Annotated in this window: 15 protein-coding genes and 1 pseudogene; 6 read left to right on the top strand and 10 right to left on the bottom strand. The window is 69.8% G+C overall.

Features of this window, described 5'->3' with window-relative positions; all coding sequences use genetic code 11:
- Nucleotides 1–19: 19 nt before the first annotated feature.
- Nucleotides 20–739: an N-acetylmuramoyl-L-alanine amidase gene (locus ACFWVV_RS16655; RefSeq protein WP_384350297.1), complete on the bottom strand. Its 720-nt coding sequence runs from the start codon at nt 737–739 to the stop codon at nt 20–22.
- 315 nt (nt 740–1,054) lie between these two features.
- On the opposite strand from ACFWVV_RS16655, the gene ACFWVV_RS16650 reads away from it, so the two are divergent.
- Nucleotides 1,055–2,107 (top strand): glucose 1-dehydrogenase, encoded by a 1,053-nt coding sequence (locus ACFWVV_RS16650; protein WP_384350294.1) that lies wholly within the window; start codon nt 1,055–1,057, stop codon nt 2,105–2,107.
- Between the two features lie 262 nt (nt 2,108–2,369).
- Here ACFWVV_RS16650 and ACFWVV_RS16645 read toward each other — a convergent pair whose 3' ends face one another.
- The 3 genes from ACFWVV_RS16645 to ACFWVV_RS16635 all read right to left on the bottom strand — a co-directional run bounded on the left by ACFWVV_RS16645 (nt 2,370) and on the right by ACFWVV_RS16635 (nt 5,948).
- Entirely contained in the window at nt 2,370–2,948 is a 579-nt protein-coding gene (locus tag ACFWVV_RS16645; RefSeq protein ID WP_384350291.1) for a hypothetical protein, read from the bottom strand.
- 404 nt (nt 2,949–3,352) lie between these two features.
- Complete coding sequence (locus ACFWVV_RS16640; RefSeq protein WP_384350288.1) at nt 3,353–5,068, bottom strand: class I adenylate-forming enzyme family protein; 1,716 nt, start codon at nt 5,066–5,068, stop codon at nt 3,353–3,355.
- A gap of 253 nt (nt 5,069–5,321) precedes the next feature.
- On the bottom strand, nt 5,322–5,948 hold the full coding sequence (locus tag ACFWVV_RS16635; protein WP_384350285.1) for a class I SAM-dependent methyltransferase: 627 nt from the start codon (nt 5,946–5,948) through the stop codon (nt 5,322–5,324).
- 150 nt (nt 5,949–6,098) lie between these two features.
- Between ACFWVV_RS16635 and ACFWVV_RS16630 the strand changes: the two genes are divergently transcribed.
- Nucleotides 6,099–7,277 carry a hypothetical protein gene (locus tag ACFWVV_RS16630; RefSeq protein ID WP_384350282.1) on the top strand — a complete coding sequence of 393 codons (1,179 nt, stop codon included), beginning with the start codon at nt 6,099–6,101 and terminating at the stop codon, nt 7,275–7,277.
- 205 nt (nt 7,278–7,482) lie between these two features.
- Here the strand turns inward: ACFWVV_RS16630 and ACFWVV_RS16625 are convergent, their stop codons facing one another.
- Nucleotides 7,483–8,220: a dienelactone hydrolase family protein gene (locus tag ACFWVV_RS16625; RefSeq protein WP_384350279.1), complete on the bottom strand. Its 738-nt coding sequence runs from the start codon at nt 8,218–8,220 to the stop codon at nt 7,483–7,485.
- A gap of 360 nt (nt 8,221–8,580) precedes the next feature.
- On the opposite strand from ACFWVV_RS16625, the gene ACFWVV_RS16620 reads away from it, so the two are divergent.
- Nucleotides 8,581–8,991, top strand: coding sequence for a DUF4190 domain-containing protein (locus ACFWVV_RS16620; RefSeq protein WP_384350276.1), 411 nt, complete (start codon nt 8,581–8,583; stop codon nt 8,989–8,991).
- Between the two features lie 393 nt (nt 8,992–9,384).
- Here the strand turns inward: ACFWVV_RS16620 and ACFWVV_RS16615 are convergent, their stop codons facing one another.
- Together ACFWVV_RS16615 and ACFWVV_RS16610 are read right to left on the bottom strand one after the other, a co-directional pair.
- Entirely contained in the window at nt 9,385–10,515 is a 1,131-nt protein-coding gene (locus ACFWVV_RS16615) for an SMI1/KNR4 family protein (RefSeq protein WP_384350273.1), read from the bottom strand.
- 163 nt (nt 10,516–10,678) lie between these two features.
- Nucleotides 10,679–11,322: pseudogene (locus ACFWVV_RS16610) on the bottom strand (phosphotransferase); the annotation flags it as partial.
- Between the two features lie 274 nt (nt 11,323–11,596).
- Between ACFWVV_RS16610 and ACFWVV_RS16605 the strand changes: the two are divergent.
- A complete protein-coding gene (locus ACFWVV_RS16605; protein WP_384422714.1) occupies nt 11,597–12,175 on the top strand; it encodes a dienelactone hydrolase family protein in 579 nt (192 codons plus the stop codon).
- Between the two features lie 186 nt (nt 12,176–12,361).
- Here the strand turns inward: ACFWVV_RS16605 and ACFWVV_RS16600 are convergent, their stop codons facing one another.
- Nucleotides 12,362–13,192, bottom strand: coding sequence for an alpha/beta fold hydrolase (locus ACFWVV_RS16600; protein WP_384350267.1), 831 nt, complete (start codon nt 13,190–13,192; stop codon nt 12,362–12,364).
- 75 nt (nt 13,193–13,267) lie between these two features.
- On the opposite strand from ACFWVV_RS16600, the gene ACFWVV_RS16595 reads away from it, so the two are divergent.
- Nucleotides 13,268–13,864 carry a sigma-70 family RNA polymerase sigma factor gene (locus ACFWVV_RS16595; RefSeq protein WP_384350264.1) on the top strand — a complete coding sequence of 199 codons (597 nt, stop codon included), beginning with the start codon at nt 13,268–13,270 and terminating at the stop codon, nt 13,862–13,864.
- A 148-nt stretch (nt 13,865–14,012) separates the two neighbouring features.
- On the opposite strand, the gene ACFWVV_RS16590 is transcribed toward ACFWVV_RS16595, so the two are convergent.
- Nucleotides 14,013–14,459 (bottom strand): SgcJ/EcaC family oxidoreductase, encoded by a 447-nt coding sequence (locus ACFWVV_RS16590; protein WP_384350261.1) that lies wholly within the window; start codon nt 14,457–14,459, stop codon nt 14,013–14,015.
- Nucleotides 14,460–14,550: 91 nt separating this feature from the next.
- Here ACFWVV_RS16590 and ACFWVV_RS16585 point away from each other — a divergent pair, with 91 nt between their 5' ends.
- Nucleotides 14,551–15,051, top strand: a complete 501-nt coding sequence (locus ACFWVV_RS16585; RefSeq protein ID WP_384350258.1) for a MarR family winged helix-turn-helix transcriptional regulator — start codon at nt 14,551–14,553, stop codon at nt 15,049–15,051.
- Nucleotides 15,052–15,489: 438 nt separating this feature from the next.
- On the opposite strand, the gene ACFWVV_RS16580 is transcribed toward ACFWVV_RS16585, so the two are convergent.
- Nucleotides 15,490–16,428 (bottom strand): serine hydrolase, encoded by a 939-nt coding sequence (locus tag ACFWVV_RS16580; RefSeq protein WP_384350255.1) that lies wholly within the window; start codon nt 16,426–16,428, stop codon nt 15,490–15,492.
- Between the last annotated feature and the right edge of the window lie 213 nt (nt 16,429–16,641).

The raw sequence follows: 16,641 nt of genomic DNA, 5'->3' as shown, positions 1-16,641 counted from the left end.
ACGTTCCACCATCCGCGGACTACTGCTTCGAGGCCCGCAGCTTTGCCATCTCCGCCCGGATGGCCGGAAGTTGAGCGTAGAGCGCGTCGCCGGGGCAGTGCGTCTGATAGGTGTCGCGGTGGCCCGCGACGGTGTGGAGATAGACGGCCCTGCCACGCCGGTACAGGCTGTCGTCGTTGGTCGACACCATCCGTACCACGCCCCGGGGGTCCACGGCCCGGTCGAGTTTCCACGCACCCACCTTTGCGATCCCCTTGATCAGTGCGTCGGACCCCGGCACGCCGGGGTGGAAAGTACCGAGGGCCGCGATCCCCACGCTGTGGGCGTTGAAACCGGTGGTGTGGGCCCCGAGCACGGAGCGGCCGATGCTGCCTGCTCTGCCCTCGTAGATGGTTCCGCAGTGGTCGACGACGAAGTTGTAGCCGATGTCGTCCCAGCCCTGGTCGCGGATGTGTGACTCCTCCATCGCCCGGAGCATTTCGGGGGTGTCGGCGCAGGAGTATCCATTGGTGTGCCCGGTGTGATGGATGAAGACGGCTTGCACGGTCCCCGTGGACGTCGCGACTTTCTTCGCCATGCCCTCGTCGGCATGCCACTTCGCGCGGCTGACGATCGCGGGCCGCTGAGCTCCGAACAGCGGCGCGGGTTCCGTAGCGGAGAGCCGTACCGGGGTGTCGCGGAACAACAGGAAAGCCAGCGGCACGGTGATGGCGCACGCGGCTGTTCGACGAAGCCACATAGGGTTCACTCTGCGGCCTGATCAGGAATTTTGTAGGTGCCCGCGGTCAAACGGGTGACAGCGGTGGCGTGCGAAGGGCCCGTCGGGCGGACGCCCCGGGACGGGGAGGACTTCCTCGGTCGAACCGCGCCCCCGACCCCGGCCCGCTCACGCACCGGACGCGTGCCGCCCTGGCCCGGCAGCCCGGGGGAGCGCGGGGGAGCGGTAAACGTACGCCAGGACCCCGTTTGTGCCGTCCTCGGTGGTGGTACGCGTGAGTCGATGCCGGCTGCGTCAACCGACGGCCGGCGCTGTCTCCCGGAAGGGCTGCCGCTGATGCGTGCACTGACGGTAGAACCCGGCCGGCAGAACTCTCTCCGGGTGCGCGATCTGCCGGTGCCTGCCCCGACGGGGACCGAGCTCCTCGTGCGCGGACTGGTGATGGGCGTGTGCGGAACGGACCACGAGCTCACCGGCGGCCAGTACGGATGGGCGCCGGCCGGCAGGGACTGGCTGGTCCTGGGGCACGAGTCCCTGGGCAGGGTCGAGCAGGCCCCACCGGGCAGCTCGTTCTCCGCCGGCGACCTGGTGGCCGGCGTGGTGCGCAGGCCCGACCCCGTCCCCTGCGGAGCGTGTGCCAGGGGAGAGTTCGACATGTGCCGCAACGGACGCTCCACCGAACGCGGAATCAAGGAACTCGACGGATTCGGCGCCCAGTTCTGGTGTGTGGAACCCGATTACGCGGTGCGCCTGGAACCCCGCCTGGAACGGGCGGGCGTGCTCATGGAACCGACCTCGGTCGTGGCCAAGGCATGGGAGCAGGTGGACCGTGTCGGTGGCCGCTCCTGGTTCGAGCCGCAGCGCGTCCTGGTCACAGGGGCGGGGCCCATCGGATTGCTGGCCGCTCTGCTGGGAACCCAGCGAGGCCTTGACGTACACCTCCTGGACCAGGTGAAGGACGGCCCCAAGCCCTCCCTCGCCCGCGACATCGGCGCCACCTACCACACCGACGACGCCCGCCAGGTGATCGCCAAGCTCTGCCCCGACATCGTCATCGAAGCCACCGGCGTCAGCGACCTGGTCTTCGCGGCGATGTCCGGCACCGCGTCCTACGGAGTGGTGTGCCTGACCGGCGTCTCACCCGCCGGGCGCAGCGTCACCGTGGACGCCGGCGCCATCAACCGGGACATCGTCCTGCAGAACGACGCCGTCGTGGGCTCCGTCAACGCCAACCTCCGCCACTTCCGGCAGGCCGCCGCGGCCCTGGCACAGGCCGACGGCGACTGGCTCGACCGGCTCATCACCAGGCGGGTCCCCCTGGACCGTGCCGCCCAGGCACTGGAATCCCAGCCCGACGACGTCAAGGTCGTCGTCGACCTGACGCTGTGACAGGACGTTCCTCCCGGAGTCGCCGCGGAGCCCAGGCGCTCGCCGACGTCTCGACTGTCACGTGCCTCGGCCCCGGACACGGCACCAGGCAGCCATGGTCACCATCCATACAGGTACCGCAGCCGCTGGGGGTACGGACCGTACTCACCTATCGGCAGGTACGGACAGATGAACTCCCGCTGCTCGTCGGTAAGTTGCCTGCGTGTCACGCCCAGCGTCCTGCCAGGCTCCGTTCCCGCACGCTGACGGAACCCGAGTTTGATCACGACCTCATGCAAACCTGGTGCCGTTGGTGGTATGACCAGGTCACCGCAGCCAGGAGCGGGCCCCACAGCAGGAGGGGGGCGTAGGCGGCGACAAAGAGGGCTTCACCGGCTGAGATGACGGGGTCCGGGGTGGGGGCGGTCAGCAGCCCCCCGAAGAAGAGGACCCACCACAGGACGGTGACCGTGAGGGCTCCCAGCGAAGCAGCGAGGACCGCGAGCCTGCGGTTGACCGGGCGCCCGCCGAGGAGCGGAATCCACCGCGGCACCATCTCCCTCCAGGGCCGTACCAGGCCGAGCGTAAGGTACGAGGCGGTCTCGGCGACCGCACCGATCAGCAGTACGTAAGCCAGGCCGAACAGCGGGGAGTTGTTGGGGAATGCGGCGAGGAACTCCTCGCGCTCCATCACCCCGACCGGCACCCCGAGCACGAGCGCGATGCGCCACACCCCGGAGGGGACGGTCGACCAGGCCGCGACATGGGCGGCGCGGACCGCCCAGCGCGGGGGCGGCGGGACCGGCGGCCGGGCCGGTGGCGGCACGCGGGGTTCGGTCGGGGCGGGGTCCGTCGTCGTCATGACCCGAATCTCGCGCACCGCCCGGCCCGGCACGTCATACCGCATGATGACCCACCTCCGCCGCACGGGGGGTCAAAGCGTGACCTTGCAAGCGGCCCCCGATCCGTCCGGCGCCTGTTCTGGGCGTGCCGGAAGCAATTGGGCGGGGTGCGGTGGCTGCGCCGGCGCCCCAGGGACCGCAGATGTCGTTGGGCCGCCGGGCCTGCCGCCCCGGAGAAGTGAAGTGGTGGCCCCGCGTACGTGCGACGGAACGCCGGGCCACCGGTGCTTCGTCCTGTCGGGAACGCCGCGCTCACGACCGTACGGGCACCTGCGCCCGGCCGCGTCCCGGAGGAGCCCCGGGCCCGAACTGGCCGCCGGGCCCGGGGCGTCCTGGCGCGTGCCCGGGGCCGCGCCCCGCCGTACTACGGCGTGTCCAGGACCGCTTCGGTCCATGCGGCGCGCAGCGCCTTCTTGTCCACCTTGCCGACCTTGGTCGTCGGAAGACGGTCCAGCAGGACCGTCCTGCGGGGTGTGTACAGCTCCCCCAGCTCGGCCCTCACCGCTTCACCGACCGCCCCCGGGTCGACGTCGGCACCGTCGGCCGTGGCCAGGAAGACCTGTACGGCCTCCCCGTACTTCTCGTCGGGTACGCCCAGTGCCGCCGCGTCGCGCACCCCGGGCAGCGTGAGCAGGAAGTCCTCCAGCACGCGGGAGTAGACGTTGTCGCTGGTGCTGCCGGTGACGATGATGTCCTTGGCCCGGTCGACGAGGTAGAGGTACCCCTCGACGTCGAGGTAGCCCATGTCACCGGTGCGCAGCCAGTCGTCGTGCAGTGCCTCGGCGGTGCGCTCGGGGTCCTCGTAGTAGCCGAGCATCACTGTCTTTCCGCGTACGCAGACCTCGCCGACCTGCCTGGCGGGCAGCGGCGTCGCGCTGTCCTCGCCACGGATCTCGATCTCGGTGTCCGATATGGTCCGGCCGCAGCTGCGCCAGAGTTCGGGCCGCCGGGCTCCCTCCGAGGCGAGGTCCTCCGCGGCGAACGCGGTGATGCCCAGCGCCTCCGACTGTCCGTAGCCCTGGCTGAGCACCGGGCCGAGGACGTCGACCGCCTGCTGGAGCCGGGCGGGCGAGGAGGCGGCCCCTCCGACGATGACACGCCGGAGCGCGGGGAGGGCTCCCGGCGCGCACTGCGGGTGGTCGAGGAGGGCGTAGAGCATCGGCGGTACGAACATCACGGCGGTGATCCGCTCCTCGCGGAGCACCTCCAGCGCCGCCCCGGGCTCGAATTCGGGCAGCACGACGAGGACGGACCCTGTCACCAGGGCCTGGATCGCGGTGAGGTGCCCGCTTCCGTGGGTCAGGAGCGTGGCGGCGAGGACGCGGTGCCGGTCCGGGTCCGCCGCCGGGTCCAGGGCGACAGCCGGGTCTAGGGCAGCGGTCGGATCGAGGGCTGCAGCCGGGCCGGGGGCCGCCGCCGGGCCGGGCTGCGTGGTCAGGAAGGCTCCCGGGCCGGAGTCCCCAGGAGTGCTCTTCGTCAGGTCCACCAGTGCGTCGTAGAGCCGGTGGCTGTGCGCGGCGAGTTTGGGACGGCCCAGCGTGCCACCGGTGTAGAGGACGGTGACCGGCTCGTCCGCTCCCGCCGCGGGCACGCCCTCGGGGCGTACCGCAGGGCACCCGGCCGCCAGTGCCAGGAGGTCCGTGCACCGCTCCTCGCAGGGCCCGAGGCTGAGCAGTACGGGCGCGTGGGCGCTGCGGCCGGCCGCGGCGGCGGCCCGCTGCGCGAAGAGCGGGTCGGTGACCACCGCGCGCGCCCTGGACTGCTCGACCAGCGCGGCGAGTTCGCCGGGCCCCGGCTCGGGCGGCAGGAACACCACGCGGCAGCCGATGAGATGGACCGCGAGCTGTACCAGGACGGAGTCCACGCGGTTGGCCAGGAAGAGCCCCACCCCGTCGCCCGGCGCGAGCCCCTGCCCGCGCAGCGCGTGCGCCAGACGGAACAGCCGCTGACGCGCCTCCGCCCTGGTCAGGCGCTGGGCGCCCTGGACGAGTGCCTCCGCGTCCTCGTCCTCGTGCCAGTGCTCCAGGATGTGGTCCAGGTACGTCCGTCGCTCGTGGGTCTGCTGTGCGTCAACAATCATTGCTATATACAAACATCCGTGCAAGTGCCGCACTTCCGCAGGGAGGTTCTTTCGGACGCGGGACCCCGGAGTACCATGCCCCCACTGCTCGGCGGGGAACGGGACATGGCGGCCGGCGCTCGCGCTCGGCGATTCCGGATCGGGGCTGCGCCCAGGCCGCACACCGGGGCCTCGTTGAGTCTTCGCGCAGGAGCTCACCCGCGCAACTGGCTGCGTGACGGCGCAGGTTGTGTCGAAGGTGTCCAGCGGGCCCCTACGCGGCGGCCCAGGAGTGCACGCTGACGGCATAGCCGCAGCCGTCTCCATAGGGCTCGGCGTTCCAGGTGGCGTAGCGCTGTTGGAGCACGAGTCCGGCCCGGGTGCACCAGTGGTCGAACTCCGCCAGAGTCAGCGGCGGCTCCGGCAGGGGGAGGTGTGCCGCGTCCAGTCCCATGCCCGTGACCAGCAGACCGCCGGGACGCAGGGCGGAAGCCAGCTGTCGTACGACGGACGGTTCGGTGCCGGGGGCCAGCAGCGGGATGACGTTTCCGGCGGCGAGTACCAGGTCGAACTCCGGCTCAAGACCGAGGGCGTCGAGGCGGGCCAGGTCGCCGAGGTACCACTCCAGCGCAGGGGCTTCGCGTCGGGCGACGTCGAGCATGGAGGAGTCGATGTCGACACCGGTGCAGTGATGGCCCAGCTCGGCGAGCCGGATCGCGATCCGGCCGGTGCCGCAGCCGGCGTCGAGCACGCGCGCGCCGGGCTTCAGCAAGGTGGCGCAGAAGGCGGCCTCACCGTGGACGTCGTGACCCGCTTCGGCGAGCCGTGCGAAGCGCCGGGCATAGTCCTCTCCGGCTTGTCCGGCGGTCAGTTCCGCCCAGCGGTCCCGCTGCTCAGACATGTTCGGCTTCCCCTTCTCTCTACGCGGCCCCACCGCCCACGGACGGGAGCGAGAACGGCGCCATCATCCTGCTCATGATCACAGATGCGGCGCCCGCTTTCCCCTCTGTCAGGGGCAGACCCTTCTCTGCGCGCAGGAGCTCTGCGAGGGGTGAGGGCAGGGGCTGCATACTGCCTCAAGCAGCGGCTCGACCGAGGGGGAACGGTGCGGACGGTCTTCGACGGCGTGATGAGAGTCAGCTACCGGCAGTTCTACGTGCAAAGCGGCCTCGACTCCGCCCGCGAGGAGCAGGCCGATCCTCGCGCCGGGCAGAGCAACGGGTTGTGCGGTGCCGCAAACCCCGGCGAGCTCTTCCTGACGACGGGGCTGCATACGGGACGGGTCGGCCTGACCGTGGAGGTCCACGAGACCGAGCCGCCTCTCGACGAGCAGTGGGAGGAGGTCGTCGAGGTCTCCTTCCGCCCCGGGTCCACGGAGATCGCCGTCGTGCCGTGGGGCGAGGGGCCGATCTGCTCGACCGACCTGCCGGTCACCGACTACCGGGTCCGCTACTGCGGGCGGGGCATGGACGTGACACCGGACGACGAGCTCTCCGTCCTGGACGGCGGCCCCACGGTCGATCACTACCTGCTGCAGTTCTGGCCGGCAGGGCACGCTCCGGACCGCGTCGTCAAACAGACCACGCAGAGCGCCGCGTACTGGCACGACCACGCACGCTCCTTGCAGCCCCCGCCCGCTCCCGAGGAGCGCGCTGAGGCCCATCGCCGCCGACGCGAGGCAGAACAGGCGATCGTCCGTGAGGCGGAGCGGCACGTGACGGCAGGAGGATGGGCCGGGCGGGCGCCGAGCCCCACGCTGCGTGACGTCGGCGGCAACAAGCTGGGCCTCGCCGCCCTGGACCGTGACCTGGTGGACGCCGTGGACGCCGCCGATCCGGAGACCCAGCGGGCCGTTGCCGGGTGGGCGGCCCGCCGCGCGGTCGCCGAAGCGAAGCTTCACACGTTCTACGACGTAGCCCGCACGATCAGGGCGCTGAACGGGGGTGAGGAACTGCCCGCTCCGTTCGACGCCCGGGAGAACGCCTGGGAGTGGTTCTTCGCGCAGAAGAACCTTCCCCACACCTTCGTGCACTCCCTGCACGACCCTGAACAAGACGCCCTGAGGCAGCAGGCCATGGCGCTACCCGCACTGTTTGCCGCGGTGGAGGAGGATCCCCTGCGTGCCGCCCTGGATGCCTTGTACGCGGCCGCCGCCACGCACGGCAGTGCCTACCCGGAGCTCCTGGCGGAGGCGCGGGCCACGTTCCCGGACCTGAACCGGCCCTCCTGAGTACGGTCTTCGGCCCGGTAGCACCGGAGGCCCCGGCTGCGCCGGAGGCCCCAGCGGCAATGGAGGCCCCAGTGGCGCCGGGTCGCCCCGACCCACACCCGCCCACACCGCAGGAGACGGGTACACCCTCGCGGACATGAGGTGAGGAGGCAGTCAGTGCAGTGCCCGACGCCGACCAGGCCTGGCGCCAGTACGTCTGCCAGGGTCAGGCCCCCGGATCCTCCGTCACGGGCATGCACTCGGCGAGCAGGTCGACGACGTCGCGCCAGGCGCGCTGCGCATGCCGTGGGTGGTAGCCGACACCGGGCACCGTGGGGTGGTCGACCGGCGGGTGGTGGAAGCCGTGCAAGGCGCCGCCGTAGACCGTGAGGCGCCAGTCGACGCCCGCGGCCTGCATCTCAGTGGTGAACGCGTCCCGCTGCGTGGGAGACATGATCGGGTCTTCCGAGCCGACTCCGGCCCACACCGGGCAGCCGATGCGCGCGGCCTCGCCCGGTCGGCCCGTGGTAGTGGCGTTGAGTGTCCCGATGGCGCGCAGGTTGACTCCGTCGCGCCCGAGTTCCAGCCCGATGGCACCCCCGGTGCCGTAGCCGATGGCGGCGACCCGGTCGGGGTCGGTCCGCGGTTCGGTGCGCAACACGTCGAGCGCCGCATGACCGATGCCCCGCATCCGTTCGGGATCGGCGAGCAGCGGCAGGCAACGGGCCAGCATCTCCTCGGGGTCGCCCAGATAACGCCCGCCGTGAAGGTCGAAGGCCAGCGCTACATATCCCAGCTCGGCGAGAGCATCCGCCCGGCGGCGCTCGACGTCGCTGAGCCCCATGCCCTCCGGCCCGAGCAGCACCGCGGGCCGACGGCCGACTCCGCCCGGGAGAGCGAGGTGCCCGACCATCGTCAAACCGTCGGCCGGATACTCGACCGTACGTGTCGTAATCGTCGTCATGAGACTGGACTGTAGTGAGCCTCGGGCCCGGTCCGGCGGGTGTTCCGCCACTGGCGGAACAGCGCGGGTACCCCTCTGCATTACGGAGAGGGCTCACAGGATCCGTCACAGACCCCGCCCCATGCCAGCGCTGTCGGAATCATTCCGTTGCCCCTTCGGCGGATGCGCCGATCACACCCGAGCTGGCCAGGTCGAGACGACCGGCTGCCGGGAGGTGAAGGTAACTCCGCCTGTCGCGCACCCCGTTCAGGGGTCACGGCCCGATAACGCCTGGGTGCCGGTGCATTGTGCACCTGAGGGTGGGCACATGCGCCTCGTACGACAACCTGTCGGATCGGATACAGAGATGAGCGTGAGGGTATGTCCTTCTCCCACAACCAGTCGCAGAACGATTACGGGCAGACCCAGACGGGCTCAGGGGTGCAGCAGAAGAACGGGATGGCCATCGCGGCGCTGGTTCTCGGCATTCTGGCTGCTCTCACCTTCCTGACCATCTTCGGCGGAATCCTGCTGGGTCTGCCGGCGGTGATTCTCGGGATCATCGCGGCACGCAAGGCACGCGGCGGACGGGCTCCGCACGGCGTGATGGCCATCATTGGTGCGGTGCTCGGCGCACTCGGAATCATCGGGTCGATCGTGATCATCGCGATCGGCGCCTCGTTCCTCAACTCGACCGAGGTCAAGAGCTTCGAGGAGTGTGCCAAGAAGGCGAAGACGCAGAGCGAGCGCACCGCCTGCGAGAAGGACTTCGACAGGGACATGAACAACTGACCTGCGCTCCGCAGGACGAGCGCCCGGTTGAGCGGTGCGGCCCTGCTGGCTCTTACACTCTGACTCGTGAGCGCAGCCGGACCCTGCTCGGCACGGATGGCCGGCGAACCGGCTCAGCACCGCCGCTCGGTCACCCTCAGCATCGCAGGCACAGCGGCAGGCGTGGTCGCTCCGGAGCCTGTCGGCGGGGAAGCCGTGGCGAGGGAGGCCGCAGGGAGCCGGGCTGGGGCGTCGTCCTCGACAGCTGATGGGACTGGTCCAGCAGCATCTGACGCTGCCTCCGCTGTCCTGCGCGCACTGCCGCTACCTTGCGGAGTGGACGGCCACCAAGCTGCGCCGGGGCTTGGGCGCCGGCCTCGCCGACCCTGACGCACTGGCCGTCTTCGCCTCAGGTCAGTGGCCCTTCGGTACGTCCGCACCCGAAGCGCGGCGGCCGTTGACAACGGCGCGTACGGCCCGCTCACCGCGAGGGTCGGCCATCAGGCGGGCGATGTCCCACCAGCGCAGCAGCAGTGCCGGATAGTGCGGCGGGATCGCGTTCATGAACTCCCGGTCAAACCGTGCGCGGACGTTCTCGTGACGCAGTGCGGAGCGGATGTCGGCCATGGACGGCGGGCGGTGGCGGAGGGCGGGCGGCAGCACGGCCTCGTACTCCGGTGCCAGCTTGCGGCCGGGCTCGACCATGATGTTCCCGCCCAGCGCGGCGGCAACGTCGTCCTCCAGCTCCTCCTGGGCCTGCACGGCACGCTCCCACCAGTGCTCCCGGAAGGCGGTGACGGCCTCATTGTCGGCCAGATCGAGGGCATCGCGCTGCCCGTTGAACTCCGCATGCTCATCGACGGGCAGAGCTTCCCGGATCGCGCCGAGAGTCTGCGCGGGACGGCGCGGCGGGGCCTGGCCGAGATGGCGCACCCACTGGTCCTTGCGCTCCGCATCAGAAGGGGGACCCCACACCAGGGCGCCGCCCAACATGCCCGGCTTCTCCGGGCCGGCCGACGCCATGGGGGCTTCCAGGCTGAGCGCCATGAGTTCCAGATAGGCGGGCAGCGACTCGTACTCCCGCTCGCGTTCCCCGAACCTGGTCCACCGGCATACTTCCCCGTTCTCACCGTTCAGGTAGAGGCCGTAGACGGTGTCGCCGGGGTTCACGGAGCAGAACGGTATCCAAGACGGCTTCCACCGCACTGAAGTGTCCTGGTTCGCGATGTCGCCCTCGCCGTTCTTCTCCTGGAACCGCATCTGCGCCTGGTAGACCTCGATCACGGCGTCGAGCGGCATCAGGGCCCAGCCGCCCAGCATGAGCCCCGAACCGTCCACGCCGTCCTCACCGGCGGACAGCCGCCACAACGCCTTCAACTCCTCCCGAACGCTCACGCCGAGGGTCTCTTCCAGGGCCACGATCTCCTCTTCGGAGGCGCCGGGCCTGAGTGCCGTGTACGACGGCGGGACATAATCGGCCAGCCATTCGACGATCCGGCTCCATGCCCGGGTGACGCGTACATCTGCTGGGGTGTCAGTGGTCATGAGCACCACGCTCGCATTGCGCCCCGGCCCAGCACCCAGCGGGGCCCGGACGCCAGCTCCTCGGGAAACCCGCGCTGCCGGCGCAACTCCAAGACCCGGACCTTCACTTGATTCGAGAAACGAGCGGCCATTGACCCCGGCGCGCGACACGGACCTTTTCGATACCGTCAACGGTAAGCAGGGTGCCGGTGTGGAAGTCGCCGTGGAACCATACTGGCGGGCGGTCCCATCCTGGGGCGCTCAGCGCCGTGTCCCACAGTTCGGTCATGGCCACGGCGTCGAATACACCGTCGACCTCCGCGATGGCGGCCCGCGTCTCGCGGTCCCGTTCGGCCAGCGGCCGACCGGCGAGGTCGTCGCAAGCGTCGTCGCCAGGGAAGTTGCCGGGCACCGCGAAGGCTTGTAGGGCAGTGAGGAACTCCGCCCGTTGGACGGCAGCCCCTGACGAGTCGGCCAGTGACTGGGCGGTGGCCACTTCGCCGTCGAGCCAGCGGGACACTGCCCATGGCCACGGATAGCCGAAGCCTGGCTCACCCACCCCCACCGGCACCGGGATGTTCAACGGCAGTGCGGGGCGAGCCCGGGGAGCCATTCGGACTCCTTCCTGGCCTGCCTGATCGCCCCCGCATGGCGGGGCAGCCGGACGGACAGCTCCTCACCCAGCCGGTAGATCACATGGTCCGAGCCCGCCGGGTCGAACCGTTGGAGAGGCAGCTCGGCCCACTGCGGGAACTGCGTGTCGACCAGACGCCTGGCCAGTGAGGCACCGATGGCGGGGCGGTGGTCCGAGACTCTCCCGGATGCCATGGGCAACTCCTGCGGTGGGCCCGCTCCGAGCGGCGGACGGTCGGAGCCATCACGGTGCCTCGCGAACTCGTCTGTCGATCGGATTTCTCGACTGGCCGTCCTCCGCTGCGCGTGTTCGTTGGACGTCGACCGGCGAGTGGTCGGCCTCGAAGCCCGCCTCGGCGAAGCGGGACCACCGACCTGATCCGGCCCGGCCGGAGCCCGCGGATGTCAGAGCTGCGGGTCATACTCGTGCTGCGGTGCCATCCGGGCACCGCAGCACGAGGGGAGCAACGTGGCTGAGGTGCTGGTCTTCCATCATGGACTCGGGCTGACCGCCGGCGTTCGGGAGTTCGCAGAGCAGCTGCGCCGGGCCGGACACACCGTCCATGCCCCGGACCTTTACGAGGGGCAGGTGTTCGGCAGCCTCGAGGAGGGCGCCGGTTACGCCGAGAACGCCGGGTTCGACACGATCATCGCGCGCGGAGCAGCCGCCGCCGAGAGGTTGGCTGCGGAGCTCGTCTACGTCGGATTCTCGCTCGGCGTCCTGCCGGCGCAGAAGCTGGCCACGACCCGCCCCGGCGCCAAGGGCGCACTGCTGCTGGAGGCATGCGTCCCGGCCTCGGAGTTCGGCGCCGCCTGGCCCCACGGCGTCCCGGTGCAGATCCACGGCATGGACGCAGATCCGTTCTTCGACGGGGAGGGCGACGTGGAGGCCGCCCGTGCGCTCGTCGCGACGGTGACGGATGCCGAGCTGTTCCTCTACCCGGGAGACAGGCACCTGTTCACCGACAGCAGCCTCCCGACCCACGACGACCGGGCCGCAAAGCAGGTCAACGATCGGGTGCTCGGCTTCCTCGACCGCATCAAGTAGGGCATCAACAACCTGGTCCTGTCCGGCTGACGACCTCGCGGGCCGCCCGCTGTCCCTGTGGACGGGCCGCCCCACGAGGCCACCCGGACAAGCGCCGGGGCATCGGACGGCTCTGAGGGACGGAGCGGCAGCTTCCCGCTGTTGGAGCCATTCGCCTCCAGGTCGGACTCCGGGGCGTGAGCCAGGTCAGCTGCGGAGAAATGCCGCCGCGGTCGCCACGAACCAGTCGGCGTCGTCGAGCCACGGATAGTGGCCTGCTCCCGGCTGCACCGCGAGCGTGGCGTCAGGGAACGCCTCCGCGAGCTCGGCTGCGGTCACAGGCGGACTGTTCAGATCGAACTCTCCCGTGAGCAGCAGAACGGGAGCCTCGCAGGAGGCGAGCGCCGCACGCGTGTTCTTCGGGCTGAAGGCGCCCTCGGCCGCAAAGCGAGCGACAGCTTCCTGGTTGCCCGGCTGGCCGGCTGCGTGGTGCTTCTGTGCCGTGGCGTCCCACCGGCCCCAGAAGAAGGGGGCGACGGCTTCCCAGTCGCTGCCCGTACCTTCAGTGATCGCTTGCAGGGCGGCGAACGCCGCCGGGAACCACGGCTCGTTCTTCCGGAGCTGCGCGAGCTCACGCCGCGTCTCTCCCGTGATCGCTACGTCGAGAGCTCGGGGACTGGGGCTGACGAGGGCGAGCTTGCTGACGTTCTCCGGGTGCCGGGCCGCGTATTGCGTCGCAATGTTCGTGCCGGCGGAGTGGCCGAGCAGATCCATGCGCGGAAGGCCGAGGCGCTCGCGCAGCGTCTCGACATCGTCGACCAGCCGATCACAGCGGTAGGAGGAGGTGTCCTGGGGAATCGCGGACCGGCCGGTGCCCCGCAGGTCCAGGACGATCAGCTGGCGGTGAGCGGACAGACCGCCGAGGTCTCCCAGGTAGACGGAGTCCGCAGGGCCTCCTGGGATGCAGACGACTGGGTCGCCCTCTCCGATCACGCGGTACGAGAGCTGGGTTCCGTCGGACGCGGGGAAGGTAGGCATGAGGCAGATCCTGGCAGTCATAACCTGGTAATACAACCAGGTTATGAGAGAGGGGTTCTGGTGTATAACCGAGTGGTGGCAGGCGAAGAGAGCACACACCGGATCCCCGAGGCGCTGAGCGAGGAACAAGCCGAACGGATACTCGCCGGCATGAACGAAGTCATCCGTGCGGGCGAGGAGATGCGCAAGCTGCGCGCCGAAATGATCAAAGTGTTCGCAGGCTTCGGCTGGACACAGGAACGTATCGCGCAGCTCACCGACATGAGCCAGCCCGCCGTCTCCAAACAGATGGCGAAGCACAAGAGCGATGAGCGACGGACCCCGATGGAGGTGTCCCTCGATCAGCGCGACATCCCCTGGCTCGAAGGGCGACTCCTGGGCCTCGCCGAGGAGATCTCGGAGACTCTCGACGAAACCGCGCACTGTACCCGCTACGTCAACGCGCTGACCCGGGGGAAGAAGCGTTTCACGCCCCAGAATACCGACGAGCTGCGGCGTCTCGTCGAGGCGGACCTGAGGCTGTACCGGGCAGAGCTGTCCGGCGGTTGTCAGGCCGCGTACGACGAGATCAGCCGCGGCCTTGACCTTCCCTCGAAGACCGCCCCCACCACATCAGCATCCGTACGCCGCTCTGTCGCTCACCAGATCCAGCGCGATCTCGTCAGGGGCTGATGCGTGAGGACGGTTCCGATGCGGTGCGTCGGGCGAGTCTCCCGGGCACGGTCATCGAGTGGGCCCACCCTTGCGTCGACCACTGCTGGACCCGCCTGTGAGCGTGCCCGCGCCTGCCCGTGCGGACTTTTCGCAGCTGCCTCGGTCACTACTGGGGTGCTGGGACGAGAGCGGGTGCGGCTTTGAAGGAGAGGGCCTCCATGAGGGGCCTGCGTTTGGTGTTGTGGAAGGCCGCGATGCGCCACTGGCCGTCCGGTTCCCGTACCAGGGTGTAGGTCTGGACCTTGGTCAGTTTCTTCGGCCTGCTGCCCTTGTAGCTGTCGCCGCGGCCGGTGATCATGGCGGTGTCCGGACCATAGAAGCGGATGTCCAGGATCTCGTCGGCGAGTTGGGTGCCCCTGAGGAACTTTGCGAACAGAGTCCGGTGGCTGTCGATGATGTCGCGTCGGCCCCGGTAGTACGTGCCGACGAAGGTGACGTACGTGGCGTCCTGCGTGAACAGTGCACCGTACGCGTCGGCGTCGTGGCGTCGCCAGGCGTCGATGAGTGCGGCGATCACCGAGGTGACGGCATTCCGGTCGTCCGTGCTGGGCATGGAAACCTCCGGGTAGTTACACTAATGCAGATATTGCATGGAAACATTATCTGCATGCATGCAGCTACTTACGCAAGGGGTGCCCAGGGACATGGCAGAGCCGACGCCGACAGATGAGCACTTGGTGTTCCGCCAGTACCTCGATGCTGTGGGACTTCACGGCCTGGCCGGGGCGGAAGCGGTGGGGCTCGGCGCCTCCGAGTGGTACGCGCTCAGCCAGATCGGGTGGGAAGGCACGCTCACCTCGGGCGAACTGGCCGCACGCACCGGTCTTACCACCGGGGCGACCACTCGCCTGATCGACCGCCTGGAGCGAGCCGGATTCGTCCGCCGGGCTGCCGATCCAAGCGATCGGCGCAAGGTCGTCATCGAGCCGGTGGCAGACTCCCTCGACCGTGTGGAGAAGGTGGTCGGGCCTGCCCGGCGCCAGATTGCCCAGGTTCTCAGCCGGTACACGCCGGACCAACGAGCCGTGCTCTTCGATTACTTCGCTCACGCCGCCCCTGCTTTCCGGTCGGCCACCGAGGAGATCAGGGGCGCAGCAGCACCCCGCCGCCGGCGCAAGGGCGGCGCGGCCGACAGCCGGCCATGAGGAGGACGGCCCGCCGGGGGAGAACCGGCAGGTAGCAGTCGTCCTCGGCGGCGGCTTCGGCCCGGACGCGGGTACGGGCGAGGCGGTAAAGCCCGCTCCCGGCCTGGACGTCAGAGTTGCCCGGCGGGGGCCTGGCCGTCGCCCCCTCACGCCCAGCGCCGGGACGTCCACCTCGTCAGCGTCGATCGCCCATGCCGTGAGGCCCGGCCGGGGATCCCCAGCCGGGCCTCACCGCATGTCCCGGCCTGATCCTCCGACGGGCCCGTCGGAGCAACGGCAGAGGCTGCCCCCGGGACACATCAGCTCCCGGACCGGACCCTGAGCAGCCGACAGCCCCTGTAGGAGGGGCCGGCCCTCGGGTGCCCGCTCCCCACGCAGGTGCCGAGGGCCGGACGCAGGCGCCGAGGGCCGGTCGCAGGCGCTGAGGGACGGCGCTTCTTACTCCCGCGGCATCGGCGGAATCACCTCCTGCGGGACGGACGGCGGTACGACCTCGGGGACCGGCGCCCCGAAGGTGCTGGACTTGTTCGTGGTGGCCGCGTTGAGGTCCCGGTGGACGGCCCGCGACACGGCCTGAATGGTGTCGACGCCCTGCTGCATCGTCTTGTTGCCATGGGTCAGCACGGTGATCGTGTAGTCGTGGCCCTGGCCGGTGAACGCGCCGAGCGAGTGCACGCGCCAGCCGTTGCTCGCGCGCGGCAGCCAGCCGTTCTTGACATGTACCTTGGCCCTGCCGGGCGCACCGGCGGGAGTGCCCCACCGCTGGCCGGGTACGACGGCCGCCATCCGGTTCAGGATGTACGCCCGTGAGCTGTCGCGCAGGACGTTGTTGTGCAAGGTGATCGTGCCGAGGAGCTTGCTCTGTTCGGAGGCGTTGACCTGGGTGAGCCCCCAGTAGCCGCCCGCGCCCGGCTTCGTGTACTTGATTCCTGCCGCGCGCAGGAACCCGTTGATCGTCCCGATGCCCAGCTGCCGCCACAGGGTGCTGGTCGCGTTGTTGTCCGACTTGGTGATCATGGCGTCGACAAGTCCGCGCTCGCGGGCGCTGAGGGCCCGGTTTGTCTTCTGCGCGTCCCACATCAGAGCGGAGAGGACGGTGACCTTGACGATGCTCGCCGAGTCGAAGGTGTTCCAGGGGCGCAGCGAACAGTACGTACGGCTGGAGTGCTCGTAGACGGTGACCGCGACGGTGCCTGGTCTGCCGCGAAGGGCCGTGGTGATGTCGCCCTTGAGCTTGTTGGCCAGTCCGGCCTTGTTCGAACTGCACGCCACCTGCGGTGCGGCAGCCTCGGCAGGCGCTGCACCGGCCAGGGGCAGGACCACCCCTACGGCCAGGGCCGCGGAGATCAGGGCACGCGGTATGTGCTTGTCGGACATGGGTGTAGCCCCCCGGTGAGTGTGTGCGATGCGGAGGACGCCCCTGCGTCGCTCCTGCCTCAGTTGACTCACGAACGGGGGAATGGTTGTACGACTGTGGCGGAGGTGATCGATACCTCTGAGCTCCACGCGACCGCGCGGCCCGAACCGCAGCACGTCACCTTCGTGAGTGCAGAGCGTGCAGAGCGTTTCGTGAGTGCAGAGCGTTCGTTG

Source organism: Streptomyces sp. NPDC058663 (assembly GCF_042716745.1).
GTDB lineage: Bacteria > Actinomycetota > Actinomycetes > Streptomycetales > Streptomycetaceae > Streptomyces.
This window is presented reverse-complemented; position numbering and strand designations above follow the sequence as displayed.

Excerpts from the sequence above, each read along its gene's own strand:
- ACFWVV_RS16655 (WP_384350297.1), bottom strand. The coding sequence starts at position 739 with ATGTGGCTTCGTCGAACAGCCGCGTGCGCCATCACCGTGCCGCTGGCT.
- ACFWVV_RS16650 (WP_384350294.1), top strand. The coding sequence starts at position 1,055 with ATGCGTGCACTGACGGTAGAACCCGGCCGGCAGAACTCTCTCCGGGTG.
- ACFWVV_RS16645 (WP_384350291.1), bottom strand. The coding sequence starts at position 2,948 with ATGACGACGACGGACCCCGCCCCGACCGAACCCCGCGTGCCGCCACCG.
- ACFWVV_RS16640 (WP_384350288.1), bottom strand. The coding sequence starts at position 5,068 with ATGATTGTTGACGCACAGCAGACCCACGAGCGACGGACGTACCTGGAC.
- ACFWVV_RS16635 (WP_384350285.1), bottom strand. The coding sequence starts at position 5,948 with ATGTCTGAGCAGCGGGACCGCTGGGCGGAACTGACCGCCGGACAAGCC.
- ACFWVV_RS16625 (WP_384350279.1), bottom strand. The coding sequence starts at position 8,220 with ATGACGACGATTACGACACGTACGGTCGAGTATCCGGCCGACGGTTTG.
- ACFWVV_RS16620 (WP_384350276.1), top strand. The coding sequence starts at position 8,581 with ATGTCCTTCTCCCACAACCAGTCGCAGAACGATTACGGGCAGACCCAG.
- ACFWVV_RS16615 (WP_384350273.1), bottom strand. The coding sequence starts at position 10,515 with ATGACCACTGACACCCCAGCAGATGTACGCGTCACCCGGGCATGGAGC.
- ACFWVV_RS16600 (WP_384350267.1), bottom strand. The coding sequence starts at position 13,192 with ATGCCTACCTTCCCCGCGTCCGACGGAACCCAGCTCTCGTACCGCGTG.
- ACFWVV_RS16590 (WP_384350261.1), bottom strand. The coding sequence starts at position 14,459 with ATGCCCAGCACGGACGACCGGAATGCCGTCACCTCGGTGATCGCCGCA.
- ACFWVV_RS16585 (WP_384350258.1), top strand. The coding sequence starts at position 14,551 with ATGGCAGAGCCGACGCCGACAGATGAGCACTTGGTGTTCCGCCAGTAC.
- ACFWVV_RS16580 (WP_384350255.1), bottom strand. The coding sequence starts at position 16,428 with ATGTCCGACAAGCACATACCGCGTGCCCTGATCTCCGCGGCCCTGGCC.